Annotated in this window: 15 protein-coding genes; 8 read left to right on the forward strand and 7 right to left on the reverse strand. The window is 63.4% G+C overall.

Features of this window, described 5'->3' with window-relative positions:
• Positions 1-21: 21 nt before the first annotated feature.
• Entirely contained in the window at positions 22-996 is a 975-nt protein-coding gene (gene cysB, locus FQ664_RS11630; RefSeq protein WP_144172042.1) for an HTH-type transcriptional regulator CysB, read from the forward strand.
• Positions 997-1,124: 128 nt separating this feature from the next.
• On the opposite strand, the gene FQ664_RS11640 is transcribed toward cysB, so the two are convergent.
• The 5 genes from FQ664_RS11640 to rloA all read right to left on the reverse strand — a co-directional run bounded on the left by FQ664_RS11640 (position 1,125) and on the right by rloA (position 6,633).
• A complete protein-coding gene (locus FQ664_RS11640; protein WP_144172043.1) occupies positions 1,125-1,859 on the reverse strand; it encodes a phosphoadenylyl-sulfate reductase in 735 nt (244 codons plus the stop codon).
• Positions 1,860-2,035: 176 nt separating this feature from the next.
• A complete protein-coding gene (pabB, locus tag FQ664_RS11645; protein WP_144172044.1) occupies positions 2,036-3,379 on the reverse strand; it encodes an aminodeoxychorismate synthase component I in 1,344 nt (447 codons plus the stop codon).
• 196 nt (positions 3,380-3,575) lie between these two features.
• Positions 3,576-4,556, reverse strand: a complete 981-nt coding sequence (locus FQ664_RS11650; RefSeq protein WP_063914025.1) for an alpha-L-glutamate ligase-like protein — start codon at positions 4,554-4,556, stop codon at positions 3,576-3,578.
• The gene (rloB, locus tag FQ664_RS11655; protein ID WP_144172045.1) at positions 4,556-6,091 is read right to left on the reverse strand and encodes an osmotic stress tolerance membrane protein RloB; all 1,536 of its coding nucleotides are present in this window, start codon (positions 6,089-6,091) and stop codon (positions 4,556-4,558) included. The genes FQ664_RS11650 and rloB overlap by 1 nt, the downstream gene beginning before the upstream one ends.
• A 5-nt stretch (positions 6,092-6,096) precedes the next feature.
• Positions 6,097-6,633 carry a retropepsin-like aspartic peptidase RloA gene (rloA, locus tag FQ664_RS11660; protein ID WP_144172046.1) on the reverse strand — a complete coding sequence of 179 codons (537 nt, stop codon included), beginning with the start codon at positions 6,631-6,633 and terminating at the stop codon, positions 6,097-6,099.
• Between the two features lie 329 nt (positions 6,634-6,962).
• Here rloA and FQ664_RS11665 point away from each other — a divergent pair, with 329 nt between their 5' ends.
• The 6 genes from FQ664_RS11665 (at position 6,963) to prpD (ending at position 15,504) form a co-directional block, all read left to right on the forward strand.
• Positions 6,963-7,679: a GntR family transcriptional regulator gene (locus tag FQ664_RS11665; RefSeq protein WP_144172047.1), complete on the forward strand. Its 717-nt coding sequence runs from the start codon at positions 6,963-6,965 to the stop codon at positions 7,677-7,679.
• Positions 7,676-8,566 carry a methylisocitrate lyase gene (gene prpB, locus FQ664_RS11670; protein ID WP_144172048.1) on the forward strand — a complete coding sequence of 297 codons (891 nt, stop codon included), beginning with the start codon at positions 7,676-7,678 and terminating at the stop codon, positions 8,564-8,566. The genes FQ664_RS11665 and prpB overlap by 4 nt, the downstream gene beginning before the upstream one ends.
• Positions 8,567-8,745: 179 nt before the next feature.
• Positions 8,746-9,873 (forward strand): bifunctional 2-methylcitrate synthase/citrate synthase, encoded by a 1,128-nt coding sequence (gene prpC, locus FQ664_RS11675; RefSeq protein WP_144172049.1) that lies wholly within the window; start codon positions 8,746-8,748, stop codon positions 9,871-9,873.
• A gap of 169 nt (positions 9,874-10,042) precedes the next feature.
• Positions 10,043-12,631 (forward strand): Fe/S-dependent 2-methylisocitrate dehydratase AcnD, encoded by a 2,589-nt coding sequence (acnD, locus tag FQ664_RS11680; RefSeq protein WP_144172050.1) that lies wholly within the window; start codon positions 10,043-10,045, stop codon positions 12,629-12,631.
• Positions 12,632-12,764: 133 nt separating this feature from the next.
• Entirely contained in the window at positions 12,765-13,955 is a 1,191-nt protein-coding gene (gene prpF / locus FQ664_RS11685) for a 2-methylaconitate cis-trans isomerase PrpF (RefSeq protein ID WP_144172051.1), read from the forward strand.
• A gap of 64 nt (positions 13,956-14,019) precedes the next feature.
• Positions 14,020-15,504 (forward strand): 2-methylcitrate dehydratase, encoded by a 1,485-nt coding sequence (gene prpD / locus FQ664_RS11690; RefSeq protein WP_144172052.1) that lies wholly within the window; start codon positions 14,020-14,022, stop codon positions 15,502-15,504.
• Between the two features lie 175 nt (positions 15,505-15,679).
• On the opposite strand, the gene acnB is transcribed toward prpD, so the two are convergent.
• Positions 15,680-18,289, reverse strand: coding sequence for a bifunctional aconitate hydratase 2/2-methylisocitrate dehydratase (gene acnB, locus FQ664_RS11700; protein ID WP_144172114.1), 2,610 nt, complete (start codon positions 18,287-18,289; stop codon positions 15,680-15,682).
• Positions 18,290-18,695: 406 nt separating this feature from the next.
• Here acnB and FQ664_RS11705 point away from each other — a divergent pair, with 406 nt between their 5' ends.
• Positions 18,696-19,175 carry a DUF1289 domain-containing protein gene (locus tag FQ664_RS11705; protein ID WP_177342386.1) on the forward strand — a complete coding sequence of 160 codons (480 nt, stop codon included), beginning with the start codon at positions 18,696-18,698 and terminating at the stop codon, positions 19,173-19,175.
• Between the two features lie 128 nt (positions 19,176-19,303).
• On the opposite strand, the gene queD is transcribed toward FQ664_RS11705, so the two are convergent.
• Positions 19,304-19,660 carry a 6-carboxytetrahydropterin synthase QueD gene (queD, locus tag FQ664_RS11710; RefSeq protein ID WP_003256551.1) on the reverse strand — a complete coding sequence of 119 codons (357 nt, stop codon included), beginning with the start codon at positions 19,658-19,660 and terminating at the stop codon, positions 19,304-19,306.
• Positions 19,661-19,662: the final 2 nt, after the last annotated feature.

Below are 19,662 nucleotides of genomic sequence, written 5' to 3' on the forward strand. Positions count from 1 at the left end.
TCGCTGAACCGAGGGGAACCTATGAAGCTTCAACAACTGCGCTACATCTGGGAAGTGGCGCACCATGACCTCAACGTCTCCGCGACGGCGCAGAGCCTGTATACCTCCCAGCCAGGTATCAGCAAGCAGATCCGCCTGCTCGAGGATGAACTGGGTGTTGAAGTCTTTGCCCGTAGCGGCAAACACCTGACCCGCGTCACCCCGGCCGGTGAGCGCATCATCAATACCGCCGGCGAAATCCTGCGCAAGGTCGAAAGCATCAAGCAGATTGCCCAGGAGTTCTCGAACGAGAAGAAGGGCACGCTGTCCATCGCCACCACCCACACCCAGGCGCGTTATGCCTTGCCGCCGGTGATCAGCAGCTTCATCAAGCAGTACCCGGAAGTGTCCTTGCACATGCACCAGGGTTCGCCCATGCAGATTGCCGAGATGGCCGCGGACGGTACCGTCGACTTCGCCATCGCCACCGAGGCACTGGAGTTGTTCGGCGACCTGATCATGATGCCGTGCTACAAGTGGAACCGCTGCGTGGTGGTGCCGCAGGGCCATCCATTGACCAAGCTGCCGAAGCTGACCCTGGAAGCGGTTGCCGAATACCCGATCGTTACCTACGTGTTCGGTTTCACCGGGCGCTCGAAGCTGGACGAGGCATTCAACCACCGCGGCCTGACGCCGAAAGTGGTGTTCACCGCGGCTGACGCCGACGTGATCAAGACCTATGTACGCCTGGGGCTGGGCGTGGGGATCGTCGCCAAGATGGCGGTGGACACCAAGCTCGACAGCGACCTGGTGGCGCTGGATGCCAGCGAGCTGTTCGAAGCCAGCATCACCAAGATCGGCTTCCGTCGTGGCACCTTCCTGCGTGGCTTCATGTGCGACTTCATCGAGAAGTTTGCCCCGCACCTGACCCGTGAAGTGATGGCCAAGGCCATTCAGTGCCATAACAAGCAGGAACTGGAAGAGCTGTTCGAAGGCGTCGAACTGCCGGTGCACTGATCCGGAATTGCAGGGGCCTCACGGCCCCTGTGGGAGCGGGTTTACCCGCGAAGAAGGCGACGCGGTGTATGGCACCGGCTTCGCCGGTGTTCGCGGGTGAACCCGCTCCCACAACCACTCCGGCTATCTCAAGCCTTGCTGATAAGGTTGCCAGCGTGCAACCCGCATTCCTTCTGCGTCGACTCTTCCCACCACCAACGCCCTTCGCGCTCATGCTGGTTTGGTAGCACCGGACGGGTGCAGGGCTCGCAGCCAATGCTGATGAAGCCGCGCTCATGCAGGCTGTTGTACGGTAGCTCCAGCATGCGGATATAACCCCACACTTCCTCGCTGGTCATCTGCGCCAGCGGGTTGAACTTGTACAGGGTGCGCTCGGGTGTGGAGAAGGCGCTGTCGATTTCCACTGCCGCCACCTGGCTGCGGGTGCCCGGGCTCTGGTCGCGGCGCTGGCCGGTGGCCCAGGCACTCACGGTGGCCAGCTTGCGGCGCAGCGGCTCGATCTTGCGGATGCCGCAGCATTCGCCGTGGCCGTCCTTGTAGAAGCTGAACAGGCCCTTTCCCTTGACGAGCGGGTCGAGCTTGGCGCGATCGGGGCTGAGGATTTCGATCGGCAGGTTGTACTGCTCGCGGACCTGGTCGATGAACCGGTAGGTCTCCGGGTGCAGGCGGCCGGTGTCGAGGCTGAACACCTTGACCTGCTTGTTCAGCTTCCAGGCCATGTCCACCAGCACCACGTCCTCGGCGCCGCTGAAGGAGATCCACAGGTCATCACCGAAGTGCTCGAAGGCAAGCTTGAGGATGTCCTGCGGGGACTTGTTGGCATAGGCCGCGGCCAGGGCGGCGGCGTCGAAGGGTTGGCTCATCAGGCGGTTTCCATCGTGGCTGTGGCGCTGTGCGCTCGTAGTAAGGTGATGGTAACAAAAAATGGCGGGGTAGACGGGCCGATCTCGGTGGTGCCTGCTTCGCGGGTACAGCGCAGCCCTTCAGATATGCACAGAACCTGTGGGAGCGGGTTTACCCGCGAAGAATCCACCACCTATCACAAGCCCTGCAGCGTCTCCATCAACACCCGCACCTTGGCAATCGACTCTTCATACTCGGCCTGCCACTCGGAGTCGGCCACCACCGCGCCGCCACCCCAGCAACTGACCTGCCCACCCTTGACCAGCAGGCTGCGGATGGCAATCGAGCTGTCCATCTCCCCGCGCACATCCACGTACAGCAGCGAGCCGCAGTACAGCGCCCGGCGCGCCGGCTCCAGTTCGTCGATGATCTGCATGGCGCGGATCTTCGGCGCGCCGGTGATCGAGCCGCCGGGGAAGCTGTCGCCGATCAGATCCAGGGCGTCCTTGTCGCCGGCCAGCCGGCCGGTGATGCTGCTGACCAGGTGGTGCACGTTGGGGTAGCTCTCCAGGCTGAACAGCTCCGGCACCTTCACCGAGCCGATCTCGCAGGTGCGTCCCAGATCGTTGCGCAACAGGTCGACGATCATCAGGTTTTCCGAGCGATCCTTGGGGCTGTGCAGCAGCTCCTCGGCATTGCGCGCGTCCTCAGCCGGGTTGCTGGCGCGCGGGCGGGTGCCCTTGATCGGCCGGGTTTCCACCTGGCGCTGGCTGACGCGGATGAAACGCTCGGGCGAAAAACTCAGCAGGGCGCTGCCGTCAGCCAGTTGCTGGTAGCCGGAGAAGGGTGTGGGGCAGGCTTTGCGCAGGGCCTGGTAAGCGTGCCACGGGTCGCCCTGGCAGGGCGCGCGGAAGCGCTGGGTAAGGTTGATCTGGTAGCAGTCACCGGCCTGGATGTAGCGCTGTACCTGGTCAAAGGCAGCTTTGTACTGCTCGGGCTGCAGGTCGCCGGCCATCGGTGCAAGTAGCTGGAAGCTGCCGCTTTCAGCGTTGTCGACACCTTCGAACAGGGCGATCAGGCGTTCGCGTTCGCTGCCTGACAGGCTCGGGTGGAACACCAGTTGGCTGGTCATGCGCTGATGGTCGGTGACCAGCGCCCAGGCATACAGGCCCAATTGCGCGTCTGGCAGGCCGAGGTCGTCCACGGCCAGGCTGGGCAGGTGCTCCAGGCGGCGGCCGAAGTCATAGCTCAGGTAGCCGAGCAGGCCGCCAGCGAACGGCAGTTCGCTGCCTGCGGGCAGCTGCGCGTGGCCCAGTTGCGCCAGGCTGGCGCGCAGGCGCTGAAGGAAGGCGCGGCCATCTTCGTCGGGGTGCGCCTGCAAGTGTTGTAGCGGCCAGGCGCTGAGCAGGTCGAAGCGGCCGCGCTCGGCGCCGGGGCGGGCGCTGTCCAGCAGGATCGCACCGGGGGCCTGGCGCAGGCGGGCGAAATAGGCGGCAGGGTCGGGCTGGTAGGGCAGGGGGTGGAGCGTACAGGTCGGCATCAGTGTGGACGGCGATGTAAAAGCGAGGAGGGCGATTGTAGACCTGTGCAGGAAATGCGCCTAGCACTGGGCGCGACATTCAACATTGTGTTAAGCCCCAATCGCCGGCAAGCCGGCTCCCACGGGTACGTCACAAGCCTTCAGGGTAGTGATATTCCTGTGGGAGCCGGCTTGCCGGCGATTGGGCCTTGAAGGGTCAGCGCGGATGCACGTGCCCGAACAACCCTTGCGATACCCGCACGCGCTGTTCGGCATCCTCGCTAATGCCATCCTTGGCCAGCGCTTCGATGTGCGCTTCGATGGCGTGGGTGCGCTGGGTCAGGCCGCAGTCGTTGGCGATCTGGATGTTCAAGCCCGGGCGGGCGTTGAGTTCCAGAATCAGCGGCCCCTTGTCCTGGTCCAGCACCATGTCGACACCGATGTAGCCCAGGCCGCACAGCTCGTAACAGCCGGCGGCCAGCTTCATGAAGCCGTCCCAGTTCGGCAGTTGCACGCCATCCACCGCGTTGGTGGTGTCCGGGTGCTTGCTGATGATGTTGTTCAGCCAGGTGCCGCGCAGGGTCACGCCGGTGGCCAGGTCGACACCCACGCCGATGGCACCCTGGTGCAGGTTGGCCTTGCCGCCCGACTGACGGGTCGGCAGACGCAGCATGGCCATCACCGGGTAGCCCATCAGCACGATGATGCGGATGTCCGGCACGCCTTCGTAGCTGATGCTCTTGAAGATCTGGTCGGGGGTGACCCGGTACTCGATCAGCGCGCGGTCGCGGTGGCCGCCCAGCGAGTACAGGCCGGTGAGGATGCTTGAGATCTGGTGCTCGATTTCCTCGTGGCTGATGATCTTGCCCGACACCGTGCGGTAGCGGTCCTCGAAGCGGTCGGCGATCACCAGGATGCCGTCACCGCCGGCGCCTTGCGCCGGCTTGATGACGAAATCGCTGCGCCCGCCGATGATCTGGTGAAGCTTCTCGATCTCTTTTTCGGTCTCGATGATGCCGTACATTTCCGGCACATGGATGCCGGCCGCCAGGGCGCGCTCCTTGGTAATGATCTTGTCGTCGACGATCGGGTACAGGTGGCGCTTGTTGTACTTCAACACGTAGTCCGCGTTGCGCCGGTTGATACCCATGATGCCCCGGGCCTCCAGGGCTTTCCATGTCTTGATCAGGCCAAACATCAGGCGTCAGCCTTCTTCAGGAATGCCTTGAAGCGCACGAGCTCGGTCAGGCGGTAGCCACGGTAGCGGCCCATCGCCAGCATGAAGCCTACCAGGATCAGCAGCACGGCAGGGAAGGTGAACACGAAGTAAACCAGCTCCGGCACCATCATCAACAGGTGCGCCAGGGAGGCGGCGAACAGGGTGCCGATGGCCACTTTCATGGCATGGCCGCCGCCACGCTCTTCCCAGGTGATGGACAGGCGCTCGATGGTCATGGTCAGGATCACCATCGGGAACAGCGCTACCGACAGCCCGCGCTCCAGGCCCAGCTTGTGGCTGAACAGGCTGATGGCTGCGATCAGCACCACGACGAAGGTCAGTACCACCGACAGGCGTGGCAGCATCTGCAGCTTCAGGTGTTCAAGGTACGAGCGCAGCGACAGGCCCAGGGCGGTGATTACCGTGAACAGCACGATACCGAAGCCCAGCTGGGTCTCGCGGAAGGCCAGGGCGATCAGCACCGGGGTGAAGGTACCCAGGGTCTGCAGGCCGACCAGGTTGCGCAGCACCAGGATCACCAGCACGCCGATCGGGATCATCACCATGATCATGAAGGTTTGCTGGGTCTGCAGCGGCAGGCCGTACAGCGAATATTCGAGGAAGTCGGCGTCGGTATTCTCGTCGGTCAGCTTGGCCAGGCGGATGGCGTTCATCTCGCTGTTGTTCATGCTGAAGGTAACGTTGGCCTTCTTGCCGCCATCGACGGTGATCAGGTTGTCGTCACCGGTCCACCACAGCAGGCGATCGCTGGGCAGGCCCTGCTCGCCGGTGTCCGGGTTGAAGTACAACCAGTCGCTACCGTTGAAGCTGCGCAGCCACAGTTCCGGGGTTTGCGGGGTGTCGGCCACCAGGCGGATGGTGTGCACCTTCTCCATCGGTACGTGGGCGATCGACAGCAGCAGGTCGATCACCTGGGCCTTCTTCATGGCCGTGGTGTCGCCGGCCAGCAACAGCTTGACGTTGTCGTCGTTGAGGTTGTTGACCCGCTTGATGGTCTCGCTGACGAAGGTCTCGACGTCGGCCGAGTGCTGGCGGATCGGCGCCATCAGGGCCTCGGCGGCGATCTTCTCGGGGCCTTCCACTGCCAGGCTGTCACGGAAGGTCGGGCCTTTGACCGTGGTCTTTTCTTTGCTGTAGCGCTTGGTCAGCACCAGACGGTAGTAGAGGGTCTGGTTACCGCTGGCGCGGCGGGCCGACCAGGTGACCTTGCGGTTGCCGTCGGCACGGTTGACGCTCACCCCGTAGTTGTTGGAGATGAAGCTCTCGTTGAGGCTGACGTAGTCGCGGTTCAGTGGGGGCACGAACATCTGCACCTTGACCGGGTCCTTGGTGCTGGCCACGAACTCGACCTTGGCGTCGATGTTCCACAGGTCGTCGGTTTCATCCTCGGTTACCGGGATGCCGAGTACGAAGATCTGATAAGCCGTGACCGCCACGCCCAACAGCACCAGCACGGTGATCAGGACTTTCAGATGGAGGGTAAGAGAGCGCATCGGGATTACTCTGCTTTGGGAGCGTCGGTGGCACAGGCAGGTTTGCCGGCCGCATATTTAAGGCTTGGGTCGACCAGCGCGTCGAAGTGCTTGAGCGCCTCGGAACCGATCAGCAGCGGGAACTGGAAGGCGCTGCGGTCGGTGAGGTTGACTTCGATGGTGCGCAGGGCCTGGCCCATGCAGATTTCAAGTTCGATGACCGGGCGTGCGGTGTAGGCCTTGCCCGATTCGGCATCATAGTCGCCGGCCCGGCGCTTGATCTTGCTTACGCGTGCCAGCGGGCGTTCGATGGGGTGCGAATGGGCGGCGTCGATCGCCAGGTAGAAGCGCACCCAGCTTTCGCCGTTGCGCTTGAAGCGCTTGATGTCGCGGGCGCTGAGCGACGCGGTCTTGGCACCGGTGTCGAGTTTGGCGGCCACTTCCAGGTTCAGGTCGCCCAGGCGTGCATATTCGTTGAGACCGTACACGGTCTTGCCCGCGGCCTGGCCAAGGGCCGGCAGCAGGGTGAGGCAGAGCAGCAATGGAACGGGTGTAAGTCTCATATTCCTGGCGCGATGCAGTGCAAGGTTCGGGGCTATTTTCAGAGCCATGTTCAGAGCCGTGTTCAGGGCAAGGCGACTGGCAGCGACTGCGCAAGCTTCCTCGTTCATCTGTCAACAGCATGAATGGATGACAGACAGGCTATCCATACTCCAACGGAGGCGCGGCATTCTATCACGCCGACGTCTTGACGCCAGCGGTGCGCGATCTGACAGCGGCGGGCCGACGTTAGTTCGCTCTTAGACGATTGTCGACAATATTCATTTTGTCTTTGACTGCTGCGGTCGAATTAGCTAATTTCTGGCAAAGAGATTTGCTAGGTGTCGACAATATGCAGGAAGTATCCACCCTGGGCCCAGCGCTGGCAGACGAAACGGAAACCTTGTCCGAAAACGTCTTCCGGCGCATCCAGGCGGCCATCGTCAAAGGTGATATCGCCCCCGGCAGCAAGATCTCCGAGCCGGAGCTGGCACGCACCTATGGCATCAGCCGCGGGCCGCTGCGCGAGGCTATCCACCGCCTCGAAGGCCAGCGCCTGCTGGTGCGCGTGCCGCATGTGGGGGCGCGGGTGGTGTCGCTCAACCACGCCGAACTGATCGAACTGTACGAAATTCGCGAATCGCTGGAAGGCATGGCCTGCCGCCTGGCTGCCGAGCGCATGAGCCAGGCCGACATCGACGAACTGCGCCGGGTGCTCGACACCCACGAGCGCGATGCCGCATTCCAGGCCGGCCAGGGCTATTACCAGCAGGAAGGCGACTACGACTTCCATTACCGGATCATCCAGGGCAGCGGCAACCAGACCCTGGTCAAGATGCTCTGCGGCGAGCTGTACCAGCTGGTGCGCATGTACCGCATCCAGTTCTCGGCCACGCCCAACCGGCCACGCCAGGCTTTTGCCGAACACCACCGTATTCTCGACGCCATCGCCGACCGTGACGGCGAGCTGGCCGAACTCCTGATGCGCCGCCACATCGGCGCGTCCAAGCGCAATATCGAGCGTCACTACCTGGACGCCCACAACAACAGCCCACGAGGTGAGAAATGACTGTGAAGAGCACCCCCGGTCAGCGTTTCCGCGACGCCGTTGCCGCTGAACATCCGCTGCAGGTGGTTGGCGCCATCAACGCCAACCATGCCCTGCTGGCCAAGCGCGCCGGCTTCAAGGCCATCTACCTGTCCGGTGGCGGCGTCGCCGCAGGTTCCCTGGGCCTGCCGGATCTGGGCATCAGCGGCCTGGACGACGTACTCACCGACGTGCGCCGCATCACCGACGTGTGCGACCTGCCGCTGCTGGTGGATGTCGACACCGGTTTCGGTGCCTCGGCCTTCAACGTCGCCCGTACCGTACGCTCGATGAGCAAGTTCGGCGCTGCCGCGATCCATATCGAGGATCAGGTTGGCGCCAAGCGCTGCGGCCACCGTCCGAACAAGGAAATCGTCAGCCAGCAGGAAATGGTCGACCGTATCAAGGCCGCAGTCGATGCCCGTACCGATGACAGCTTCGTGATCATGGCGCGTACCGACGCCCTCGCCGTCGAGGGCCTGAATGCTGCGCTGGATCGCGCCGCCGCCTGCGTCGAGGCCGGTGCCGACATGATCTTCCCGGAAGCCATCACTGAACTGCAGATGTACAAGACCTTCGCCGACCGGGTGCAGGCACCGATCCTGGCCAACATCACCGAGTTCGGCGCCACGCCGTTGTACACCACCGAAGAGCTGGCCTCGGTCGACGTGTCGCTGGTGCTGTACCCGCTGTCGGCGTTCCGTGCCATGAACAAGGCGGCCGAGAACGTGTACACCGCGCTGCGCCGCGACGGCACGCAGAAGAACGTGATCGACACCATGCAGACCCGCATGGAGCTTTACGATGCCATCGGCTATCACGCCTTCGAGCAGAGCCTCGATGCGTTGTTTGCCCAGAAGAAGGGCTGAAGGTCAAAGAATTGCGTTGGAGCGGCTGGCCCCTTCGCGGGTGAACCCGCTCCCACAAGTACGGCGTGATATTCGATGCCTTTGGAACCCTGTAGGAGCGGGTTTACCCGCGAAGGGGCCGGCTCAGGTTTCAACGATTAGCCAGACTTCCAAAACAAGTTCAAGAAAGGAGAAACACCATGGCCGAAGCAAAAGTACTCAGTGGCGCAGGCCTGCGCGGCCAGGTGGCCGGCCAGACCGCGCTGTCGACTGTGGGCCAGGCCGGTGCCGGGCTGACCTACCGTGGTTACGACGTGCGTGACCTGGCCGCCGGTGCCGAGTTCGAAGAAGTCGCCTACCTGCTGCTGTACGGCGAGCTGCCGAGTAAGGCCGAGCTGGCCGACTACAAGCGCAAGCTCAAGGGCCTGCGTGACCTGCCGCAAGCCCTGAAGGAAGTGCTCGAGCGCATCCCGCGCGATGCCCACCCGATGGACGTGATGCGCACGGGCTGCTCGGTGCTGGGTACCCTGGAGCCCGAACTGACCTTCGAAGCCCAGCGCGAGAAGACCGACCGCCTGCTGGCGCTGTTCCCGGCGGTGATGTGCTACTGGTACCGCTTCACTCACGACCGCGTGCGCATTGACTGCACCAGTGACGAAGACACCCTCGGTGGCCACTTCCTGCACCTGCTGCACGGCAAGAAACCGAGCGCGCTGCACGTCAAGGTCATGAACGTGTCGCTGATCCTCTACGCCGAGCACGAGTTCAACGCCTCGACCTTCACCGCCCGCGTCTGTGCCTCGACCCTGTCCGACCTGTACTCCTGTGTTACCGCCGCCATCGGTTCGCTGCGCGGCCCGCTGCACGGTGGTGCCAACGAGGCAGCGATGGAACTGATCGAGCGCTTCCAGAGCCCGCAGGAAGCCACTGCCGAGCTGCTGCGCATGCTCGAGCGCAAGGACAAGATCATGGGCTTTGGCCATGCCATCTACAAAGAGTCCGACCCACGTAATGAGGTGATCAAGGGCTGGTCGAAGCAGCTGGCTGACGAAGTGGGTGACAAGGTGCTGTACCCGGTTTCCGAGGCCATCGACAAGACCATGTGGGAGCAGAAACGCCTGTTCCCGAACGCCGACTTCTACCATGCCTCGGCGTACCACTTCATGGGCATCCCGACCAAGCTGTTCACCCCGATCTTCGTCTGCTCGCGCCTGACCGGCTGGGCGGCGCACGTCTTCGAGCAGCGCGCCAACAACCGCATCATCCGCCCGAGCGCCGAGTATGTCGGTGTCGAGCAGCGCCAGTTCGTGCCGATCGAACAGCGCTGAGTCATAGATCGCTGGGGCTGCTGCGCAGCCCTTTCGCGACACAAGGCCGCTCCCACAGGGACGGCGCAGTACCTGTGGGAGCGGCCTTGTGTCGCGAAAGGGGCGCGTAGCGCCCCCGAGGCCTGAGCCGCACCTGCCCCCGAATACCGTGACCGAGCCTGATAAAGATATGAACACTGCATTCCGCAAGCACCTGCCAGGCACCGACCTGGACTACTTCGATGCCCGCGCGGCGGTCGAGGCAATCAAGCCCGGCGCCTACGATGGCCTGCCTTACACCTCTCGCGTACTCGCCGAAAACCTGGTGCGCCGCTGCGACCCGGCCACTCTCGACGCCTCGCTGGGCCAGCTGATCGAGCGCAAGCGCGACCTCGACTTCCCGTGGTTCCCGGCGCGCGTGGTGTGCCACGACATTCTCGGCCAGACTGCGCTGGTCGACCTCGCCGGCCTGCGTGACGCCATTGCCGACAAAGGCGGCGACCCGGCCCAGGTCAACCCGGTGGTGCCGGTACAGCTGATCGTCGACCACTCGCTGGCCGTCGAGTGTGGTGGTTTCGACCCGCAGGCCTTCGAAAAGAACCGCGCCATCGAAGACCGCCGCAACGAAGACCGTTTCCATTTCATCAACTGGACCAAGAAGGCGTTCAAGAACGTCGACGTGATCCAGCCGGGCAACGGCATCATGCACCAGATCAACCTGGAGAAGATGTCGCCGGTGATCCACAACGACCGTGGCGTGGCCTACCCGGACACCTGCGTCGGCACCGACAGCCACACTCCGCATGTCGACGCCCTGGGCGTGATCGCCATTGGCGTGGGTGGCCTGGAGGCCGAGAACGTGATGCTCGGCCGTGCCTCGTGGATGCGCCTGCCGGAAATCGTCGGCGTCGAGCTGACCGGCAAGCTGGCGCCGAACATCACCGCCACCGACCTGGTGCTGGCCCTGACCGAATTCCTGCGCAAGCAGAAAGTCGTCGGCGCCTACCTGGAGTTCCACGGCGAGGGTGCCCGTGCCCTGACCCTGGGCGACCGCGCCACCATCTCCAACATGGCCCCGGAGTATGGCGCTACTGCGGCGATGTTCGCCATCGACCAGCAGACCATCGACTACCTGCGCCTGACCGGCCGCGAAGAGCAGCAGGTCAAGCTGGTGGAAACCTATGCCAAGACCACCGGCCTGTGGGCCGACAGCCTGGGCGGCGCCGTCTACGAGCGCACCCTGGGCTTCGATCTGTCGAGCGTGGTGCGTAACATGGCCGGCCCGTCCAACCCGCATGCCCGCGTCGCTACCAGCGACCTGGCGGCCAAAGGCATCGCCGGCAGCTGGGAAGAAGTGCCGGGGCAAATGCCTGATGGCGCGGTGATCATTGCCGCCATCACCAGTTGCACCAACACCAGCAACCCGCGCAACGTGATTGCCGCAGGCTTGCTGGCGCGCAATGCCAACAAGCTGGGCCTGGCCCGCAAGCCGTGGGTCAAGTCGTCGCTGGCGCCTGGCTCCAAGGCCGTGCAGCTGTACCTGGAAGAGGCGGGGCTGGAGAAGGAGCTGGAGCAGCTCGGCTTTGGCATCGTCGCCTTCGCCTGCACCACCTGCAACGGCATGTCCGGCGCCCTGGACCCGGTGATCCAGCAAGAGATCATCGACCGTGACCTGTATGCCACTGCCGTGCTGTCGGGCAACCGCAATTTCGACGGGCGTATTCACCCGTATGCCAAGCAGGCCTTCCTTGCCTCGCCGCCGCTGGTGGTGGCCTACGCCATCGCCGGTACCATCCGCTTCGACATCGAGAAGGATGTGCTGGGTGTGGTCGACGGCAAGGAAATCCGCCTCAAGGACATCTGGCCCAGCGATGAAGAGATCGACGCTGTGGTGCGTGCTGCGGTCAAGCCGGAGCAGTTCCGCAAGGTGTACATCCCGATGTTCGCCATCGAGGAAGACCGTGGGCCGAAGGTGGCGCCACTGTACGACTGGCGCCCGATGAGCACCTACATCCGCCGCCCGCCGTACTGGGAAGGTGCCTTGGCCGGTGAGCGTACCCTGCGCGGCATGCGCCCGCTGGCAGTGCTGCCGGACAACATCACCACCGACCACCTGTCGCCGTCCAACGCCATCATGCTCGACAGCGCTGCCGGTGAGTACCTGGCGAAGATGGGCCTGCCGGAGGAGGACTTCAACTCCTACGCTACCCACCGTGGCGACCACCTGACCGCCCAGCGCGCCACTTTCGCCAACCCCAAGCTGTTCAACGAAATGGTGCGCCAGGAAGACGGCAGCGTGAAGCAGGGCTCGCTGGCGCGTATCGAGCCGGAAGGCAAGGTCACTCGCATGTGGGAGGCGATCGAGACCTACATGGAGCGCAAGCAGCCACTGATCATCGTCGCCGGTGCCGACTACGGCCAGGGTTCGTCCCGTGACTGGGCGGCCAAGGGCGTGCGCCTGGCCGGTGTCGAGGCGATTGTCGCCGAAGGCTTCGAGCGTATTCACCGTACCAACCTGGTGGGCATGGGCGTGCTGCCGCTGGAGTTCAAGCCGGGCACCGACCGCAAGACCCTCGGCCTGGACGGCAGCGAGACCTATGACGTGCTGGGCGCGCGTACGCCGCGGGCGACGCTGACCCTGGTGGTTACCCGCGCCAACGGCGAGCGCCTGGAAGTACCGGTGACTTGCCGCCTGGACACCGCCGAGGAAGTGTCGATCTACGAGGCCGGCGGAGTGCTGCAGCGCTTTGCCCAGGACTTCCTCGAAGCGACCGCCTAATCAAGAGCAGCGCGGTCCTCTGTGGGAGCGGGTTTACCCGCGAATGCGTCAGCAGATACAACATTGTTTTCTGATCGGACGCTTTCGCGGGTGAACCCGCTCCCACAGGGGCTGCGCAAGACAGGAATTGAACATGGCACATGTACCGCAAGTAAAAATCCCCGCCACCTACATCCGCGGTGGTACCAGCAAGGGCGTGTTCTTCCGCCTGCAAGACCTGCCTGAACAGGCGCAAATCCCCGGCCCGGCCCGCGATGCACTGCTGCTGCGGGTGATCGGCAGTCCCGACCCGTACGGCAAGCAGATCGACGGTATGGGCGGTGCCACTTCGAGCACCAGCAAGACCGTGATCCTGTCGCAAAGCATCAAGCCTGAACACGATGTCGACTACCTGTTCGGCCAGGTCAGCATCGACAAGGCCTTCGTCGACTGGAGCGGTAACTGCGGCAACCTCTCCGCCGCGGTCGGTTCGTTCGCCATCAGCAGCGGCCTGGTCGACCCCGCGCGCATTCCGCGCAATGGCATCGCCACCGTGCGCATCTGGCAGGCCAACATCGGCAAGACCATCATCGCCCATGTGCCGATCACCGAAGGTGAAGTGCAGGAAACCGGCGACTTCGAGCTGGACGGGGTGACCTTCCCGGCCGCCGAGGTGCAGCTGGAGTTCCTCGACCCGGCGGCTGACGAAGATGGCGACGGCGGGGCGATGTTCCCCACCGGCAAGCTGGTCGATGACCTCGAGGTGCCGGGTGTCGGTACGTTCAAGGCGACCCTGATCAATGCCGGTATCCCGACCATCTTCGTCAACGCGGCGGATATCGGCTACACCGGCACCGAACTGCAGGACGCCATCAATGGCGACCCGCAAGCGCTGCTGCGCTTCGAGACGATTCGCGCCTATGGCGCCGTGCGCATGGGCCTGATCGAAAACGTCGACCAGGCTGCCGGGCGTCAGCACACGCCGAAAGTGGCTTTCGTCGCGCCGCCGAGCACCTACACTGCGTCCAGTGGCAAAGCGGTGCAGGCGGGTGATATCGACCTGCTGGTACGGGCCTTGTCGATGGGCAAGCTGCACCATGCAATGATGGGGACGGCCGCGGTGGCTATCGGTACCGCGGCGGCCATTCCGGGCACGCTGGTCAACCTCGCCGCGGGCGGGGGCGAGCGCAGTGCCGTGCGTTTCGGCCACCCCTCGGGCACCCTGCGGGTGGGGGCCGAGGCGCGCCAGGTGAATGGTGAGTGGACAGTGACCAAGGCAATCATGAGCCGCAGTGCTCGCGTGCTGATGGAGGGCTGGGTTCGCGTGCCTGGCGATAGCTTCTAACGCACCATTGGCGCTCGGCTTCAAGAGAAGGCTGCACAGCAGCCCCAATTCACAGGAGCTGCATATGAGCGCCAACGTAGACCTCAACGCCCGCCCGGACTACGACCGGGTGCTGCAAATCCTCGCCGATTACGCCCTTACGTACCGGGTCGAATCCGCCGAAGCCCTGGACACCGCGCGCAACTGCCTGATGGATACCCTCGGCTGCGGCCTGCTGGCCCTGCGCTTCCCCGAATGTACCAAGCTGCTCGGCCCTCAGGTGGAAGGCACGCTGGTGCCCAATGGCGCCCGCGTCCCCGGCACTGCCTACCGCCTCGACCCGGTCAAGGCCGCCTGGGATATTGGCTGCACGGTGCGCTGGCTGGACTACAACGATACCTGGCTGGCCGCCGAATGGGCTCACCCCTCGGACAACCTCGGCGGCATCCTGGCGGTTGCCGATCACCTGTCGCAAAAGCGCGTGGCCGCAGGTGAAGCACCGCTGCTGATGCGCGATGTGCTCGAAGCCATGGTCATGGCTCACGAGATCCAGGGCGTGCTGGCGCTGGAAAACGCCTTCAACCGCGTTGGTCTCGACCACGTGATACTGGTCAAGGTGGCCTCCACCGCCGTGTGTGCCAGGCTGATGGGGGCCAACCGTGAGCAGATGCTGAGTGCCTTGTCCCACGCCTTTGTCGACGGCCAGGCGCTGCGTACCTACCGCCATGCGCCCAACGCCGGTTCGCGCAAATCGTGGGCCGCCGGTGATGCTTCCAGCCGTGGCGTGCGTCTGGCCGATATTGCCCTGCGTGGCGAGATGGGCGTGCCGGGCGTGCTCACCGCGCCACAGTGGGGCTTCTACGACGTGCTGTTCAGCCACACCAACAAGGACCTGGCACTCAAGCCTTCCGCGCAGCAAGAGCTGCGGGTGCCGCAAGCCTTGGGTAGTTACGTGATGGAAAACGTACTGTTCAAGGTCAGTTTCCCTGCCGAGTTCCACGCCCAGACCGCCTGCGAGGCGGCGGTAACCCTGCATCCACTGGTGCGAAATCGCCTGCACGAAATCGACCGTATCGTCATCACCACCCAGGAGTCGGCTATTCGCATCATTTCCAAGAGCGGTTCGCTGGCCAACGCCGCCGACCGCGATCACTGCCTGCAATACATGGTGGCGGTGCCGCTGATTTTCGGTCATTTGGTGGCCGAGCAATATGAAGACACCTTCCATGCCAACCACCCAAGCATCGACCGCCTGCGCGAGAAGATGGAGGTGGTGGAAGACCCGTGCTTCAGCCGTGAGTACCTGGAGCCGGACAAGCGCTCGATTGCCAACGCGCTGCAGGTGTTCTTCAAGGATGGCAGCAGTACTGAGCAGGTGGTAGTGGAATACCCGATCGGGCATCGCCGGCGGCGAGGGGAGGGCATACCGTTGCTGGAGGCCAAGTTCAGGGCCAACCTGGCGACGCGCTTTGCGCGGCAGCGGTGCGGGGCGATTCTTGAGGTGTGCAAGGATCAGCAGAGACTGGAACAGATGGCAGTGCACAGGTTCGTGGACCTGTTTGTAATCTGAGTTGGCCTGTGCCGGCCCCTTCGCGGCTAAAGCCGCTCCCACAGGGACCCCGCAGGCCTTGAAAACTGTGGGGTCCCTGTGGGAGCGGCTTTAGCCGCGAAGAGGCCGGCACAGGGCAAACAAAAAAAGCCCCGGCATCGCTGCCGGGGCTTTCTTTTACATCTTACAACTCAGCTTACGCCTGAACCACCGGGATCTTGGCGTTGGCTGCCGCTTCGCGGAACTCGGCGATCTGGTCGAAGCTCAGGTAGCGGTAAACGTCGGCAGCCATGCTGTCGATGTCTTTCGCGTACTGCATGTACTCTTCGACGGTCGGCAGCTTGCCGATGATCGAAGCGACAGCAGCCAGCTCGGCCGATGCCAGGTACACGTTGGTGGCGTCGCCCAGACGGTTCGGGAAGTTACGGGTCGAAGTGGAGACCACGGTCGAACCGGTCTGCACACGTGCCTGGTTACCCATGCACAGCGAGCAGCCTGGCATTTCCATGCGCGCGCCGGCCTTGCCGTAGATGCCGTAGTAGCCTTCTTCGGTCAGCTGGTGAGCGTCCATCTTGGTTGGCGGAGCCAGCCACAGACGGGTCGGGATGCCGCCCTTGACCTTGTCCAGCAGCTTGCCGGCAGCGCGGAAGTGGCCAATGTTGGTCATGCACGAACCGATGAACACTTCGTCGATCTTCTCGCCCTGTACCGAGGACAGCAGGCGGGCATCGTCCGGGTCGTTCGGCGCGCAGAGCACAGGCTCTTTTACGTCGGCCAGATCGATTTCGATGATTTCGGCGTATTCGGCATCAGCGTCGGCCGACAGCAGCTCAGGCTTGGCCAGCCAGGCTTCCATGGCCTGGGCACGGCGCTCCAGGGTGCGGGCATCACCGTAGCCTTCGCCGATCATCCAGCGCAGCAGGGTGATGTTGGACTGCAGGTACTCGGCGATGGCCTTTTCCGGCAGCTTGATGGTGCAACCGGCAGCGGAACGCTCGGCCGAGGCGTCGGACAGCTCGAAGGCTTGTTCGACGGTCAGTTCGTCCAGGCCTTCGATTTCCAGGATGCGGCCGGAGAAGATGTTCTTCTTGCCCTTCTTCTCGACAGTCAACAGGCCCTTCTGGATGGCGTAGTAAGGGATGGCGTGGACCAGGTCACGCAGGGTGATGCCTGGCTGCAGTTTACCCTTGAAACGCACCAGCACGGATTCTGGCATGTCCAGCGGCATGACGCCGGTGGCGGCGGCGAAAGCCACCAGGCCGGAGCCGGCCGGGAACGAGATGCCGATCGGGAAGCGGGTGTGCGAGTCGCCACCGGTACCCACGGTGTCAGGCATCAGCATGCGGTTCAGCCAGCTGTGGATGATGCCGTCGCCCGGGCGCAGCGACACGCCGCCACGGGTGCGGATGAAGTCTGGCAGGGTGTGGTGGGTGGTGACGTCGATCGGCTTCGGATAGGCCGCGGTGTGGCAGAACGACTGCATCACCAGGTCAGCGGAGAAGCCCAGGCACGCCAGGTCTTTCAGCTCGTCGCGGGTCATCGGGCCAGTGGTGTCCTGGGAGCCGACGGTGGTCATCTTCGGCTCGCAGTAGGCACCTGGGCGCACACCCTGGCCTTCCGGCAGACCGCAGGCACGGCCGACCATTTTCTGTGCCAGGGTGAAGCCCTTGCCCGAATCGGCAGGCTGCTCTGGCTTCTTGAACAGGTCGGAAGTACCCAGGCCCAGCTCGGCGCGGGCTTTTTCGGTCAGGCCACGGCCGACGATCAGTGGGATACGGCCGCCAGCGCGGACTTCATCCAGCAATACTTCGGTTTTCAGCTCGAAGTTGGTGACCAGTTCGTCGCTACCGTGGCGGCGCACTTCGCCCTTGAACGGGTAAACGTCGATGACGTCGCCCATGGCCAGGTTGGTGCAGTCGAATTCGATCGGCAGGGCGCCGGCGTCTTCCATGGTGTTGTAGAAGATCGGGGCGATCTTGGTGCCGAAGCAGAAGCCACCGGCGCGCTTGTTCGGCACGTACGGGATGTCGTCGCCGAAGAACCACAGCACCGAGTTGGTGGCGGATTTACGCGAGGAACCGGTACCGACCACGTCACCGACGTAGGCAACCGGGAAACCCTTGGCCTTGACGGCTTCGATCTGGGCCAGCGGGCCGACCGAACCAGGCTGCTGCGGCTCGATGCCGTCACGGGCCATTTTCAGCATGGCCAGGGCGTGCAGCGGGATGTCCGGGCGCGACCAGGCGTCCGGGGCAGGGGACAGGTCGTCGGTGTTGGTTTCGCCAGGCACCTTGAACACGGTCAGGGTGTACTTGTCGGCGATGGCCGGACGCGAGGTGAACCACTCGCCTGCAGCCCAGGATTCCAGCACGGCCTTGGCGTGAGCGTTGCCGGCCTTGGCCTTTTCGGCCACATCGTGGAAGGCATCGAACATCAGCAGGGTGTGCTTGAGCTGTTCGGCCGCGACGGCGCCCAGTTCGGCGTCATCCAGCAGTGCGACCAGCGTTTCGATGTTGTAGCCGCCCTGCATGGTGCCCAGCAGTTCGGTGGCGTGCTTGCGGTCGATCAGTGGCGACTTGGCTTCGCCCTTGGCGACGGCGGAGAGGAAAGCGGCCTTGACGTAGGCAGCTTCGTCGACTCCTGGCGGTACGCGGTTGGTGATCAGGTCTACGAGGAAGGCTTCTTCGCCGGCCGGCGGGTTTTTCAGCAGCTCGACCAGGCCTGCAGTTTGTTCGGCGTTCAGCGGCTGGGGCACGATACCCAGGGCGGCACGCTCTTCGATGTGTTTGCGGTAGGCTTCAAGCACAGTTATTTCCCTCATCAGTGGTCCCTAAAGGGGGTCCGGGACGCTCATCCAGCATTCAATGCACCCATGCGCTGCCACGGCTTTGTGGGCCGCCCAGCCAGAGTCGCAAAGAATCCTTACAGAAGCTGCTTTCAAAGTTTTACGCCTGCAGAACGGGGAGCTGATGAGGGCTGGCACGGGCATGCGAGGGATGCATGGCCCGGGCCAACGCCGTTCTACCGGATGAACTGTGCTCGTGACGCTTTGAAAACAGCTTCCAACGGACATTGTTGCCTTTGAAAAGGCCGGTTGATTCTACGGCAAAAAAAGCCCGAAGGTAAGGCGGCGAAGATGACTTTAACGAGTGACCCTGGTTAGACAAAGGGCTAACATGGCCCCGTGTTCCACCGCCAAGCTGTTGTTTTTCATGTCCAACAAGTCCATCAAGACCCCTTGCGTCGGCCTGTGCTCCACGGTGTACGGAGACACGGTGTGCCGTGGCTGCAAGCGCTTCCACCACGAGGTGATCAACTGGAACGGCTACGACGATGCGCAGAAGCGCGCCGTGTGGCTGCGTCTGGAGCAGTTGCTGGTGCAGGTGATGATGGCCAAACTGGAAGTGTTCGACAAAGGCCTGCTGCGCCAGCAACTGGAGCAGCGTTCCATCCGCTTTGTCGAGCAGCAGTCGGAGTATTGCTGGGCCTACCAGCTGATTGCCCGTGGGGCGCGGATGATCCGTGACCTGGAAGCTTACGGTATGGTGCTGCTGCCGGAGTTTCGTGACTGGGAACTGCCGCAGTTGCGCGACGCCATCGACCGCGAGTTCTTCTTGCTGTCCGAAGCGCATTACCAGCGCTATATCGCCCCCGGCTTCCTGCGCGATGCCTTGGAGGCGGGGCAAGGCTGAAGCCTTGTAATGATTCTGCCGACCTCTTCGCGGGTAAACCCGCTCCCACAGGTACAGCACTGCGCTCGAGTGCAGAGGGAACCTGTGGGAGCGGGTTTACCCGCGAAGAAACCAGCAAATGACTTGAATCAGTCGCCGGTATATTCGCAACCGCTGGTGCAGGTTTCATGGATGCGCACCTTCGACAACTCCGGCAGCAGCGGCTTGACCTGGTCCCAGATCCACTTGGCGATCACTTCGCTGGTGGGGTTTTCCAGGCCAGGGATGTCGTTCAGGTAGTTGTGGTCCAGTTGCTCGTAGATCGGCTTGAAGATTGCCTTGATCTCGGCGAAGTCGCGGATCCAGCCAGTATGCGGGTCGAGCGGGCCGGTCAGGTGCAGACCGACCTTGAACGAATGGCCGTGCAGGCGGCCGCACTTGTGCCCGGCAGGGACATGGGGCAGGCGGTGGGCTGATTCGAATGTGAACTCTTTGAAAATTTCCACGC

The sequence above is a fragment of the Pseudomonas persica genome (genome assembly GCF_900291015.1).
Classification (GTDB): domain Bacteria; phylum Pseudomonadota; class Gammaproteobacteria; order Pseudomonadales; family Pseudomonadaceae; genus Aquipseudomonas.

What these genes read in the sequence shown, in the direction of transcription:
- cysB (WP_144172042.1), top strand. Translation starts at nt 22, where the DNA reads ATGAAGCTTCAACAACTGCGCTACATCTGGGAAGTGGCGCACCATGAC.
- FQ664_RS11640 (WP_144172043.1), bottom strand. Translation starts at nt 1,859, where the DNA reads ATGAGCCAACCCTTCGACGCCGCCGCCCTGGCCGCGGCCTATGCCAAC.
- pabB (WP_144172044.1), bottom strand. Translation starts at nt 3,379, where the DNA reads ATGCCGACCTGTACGCTCCACCCCCTGCCCTACCAGCCCGACCCTGCC.
- FQ664_RS11650 (WP_063914025.1), bottom strand. Translation starts at nt 4,556, where the DNA reads ATGTTTGGCCTGATCAAGACATGGAAAGCCCTGGAGGCCCGGGGCATC.
- rloB (WP_144172045.1), bottom strand. Translation starts at nt 6,091, where the DNA reads ATGCGCTCTCTTACCCTCCATCTGAAAGTCCTGATCACCGTGCTGGTG.
- rloA (WP_144172046.1), bottom strand. Translation starts at nt 6,633, where the DNA reads ATGAGACTTACACCCGTTCCATTGCTGCTCTGCCTCACCCTGCTGCCG.
- FQ664_RS11665 (WP_144172047.1), top strand. Translation starts at nt 6,963, where the DNA reads ATGCAGGAAGTATCCACCCTGGGCCCAGCGCTGGCAGACGAAACGGAA.
- prpB (WP_144172048.1), top strand. Translation starts at nt 7,676, where the DNA reads ATGACTGTGAAGAGCACCCCCGGTCAGCGTTTCCGCGACGCCGTTGCC.
- prpC (WP_144172049.1), top strand. Translation starts at nt 8,746, where the DNA reads ATGGCCGAAGCAAAAGTACTCAGTGGCGCAGGCCTGCGCGGCCAGGTG.
- acnD (WP_144172050.1), top strand. Translation starts at nt 10,043, where the DNA reads ATGAACACTGCATTCCGCAAGCACCTGCCAGGCACCGACCTGGACTAC.
- prpF (WP_144172051.1), top strand. Translation starts at nt 12,765, where the DNA reads ATGGCACATGTACCGCAAGTAAAAATCCCCGCCACCTACATCCGCGGT.
- prpD (WP_144172052.1), top strand. Translation starts at nt 14,020, where the DNA reads ATGAGCGCCAACGTAGACCTCAACGCCCGCCCGGACTACGACCGGGTG.
- FQ664_RS11705 (WP_177342386.1), top strand. Translation starts at nt 18,696, where the DNA reads ATGTCCAACAAGTCCATCAAGACCCCTTGCGTCGGCCTGTGCTCCACG.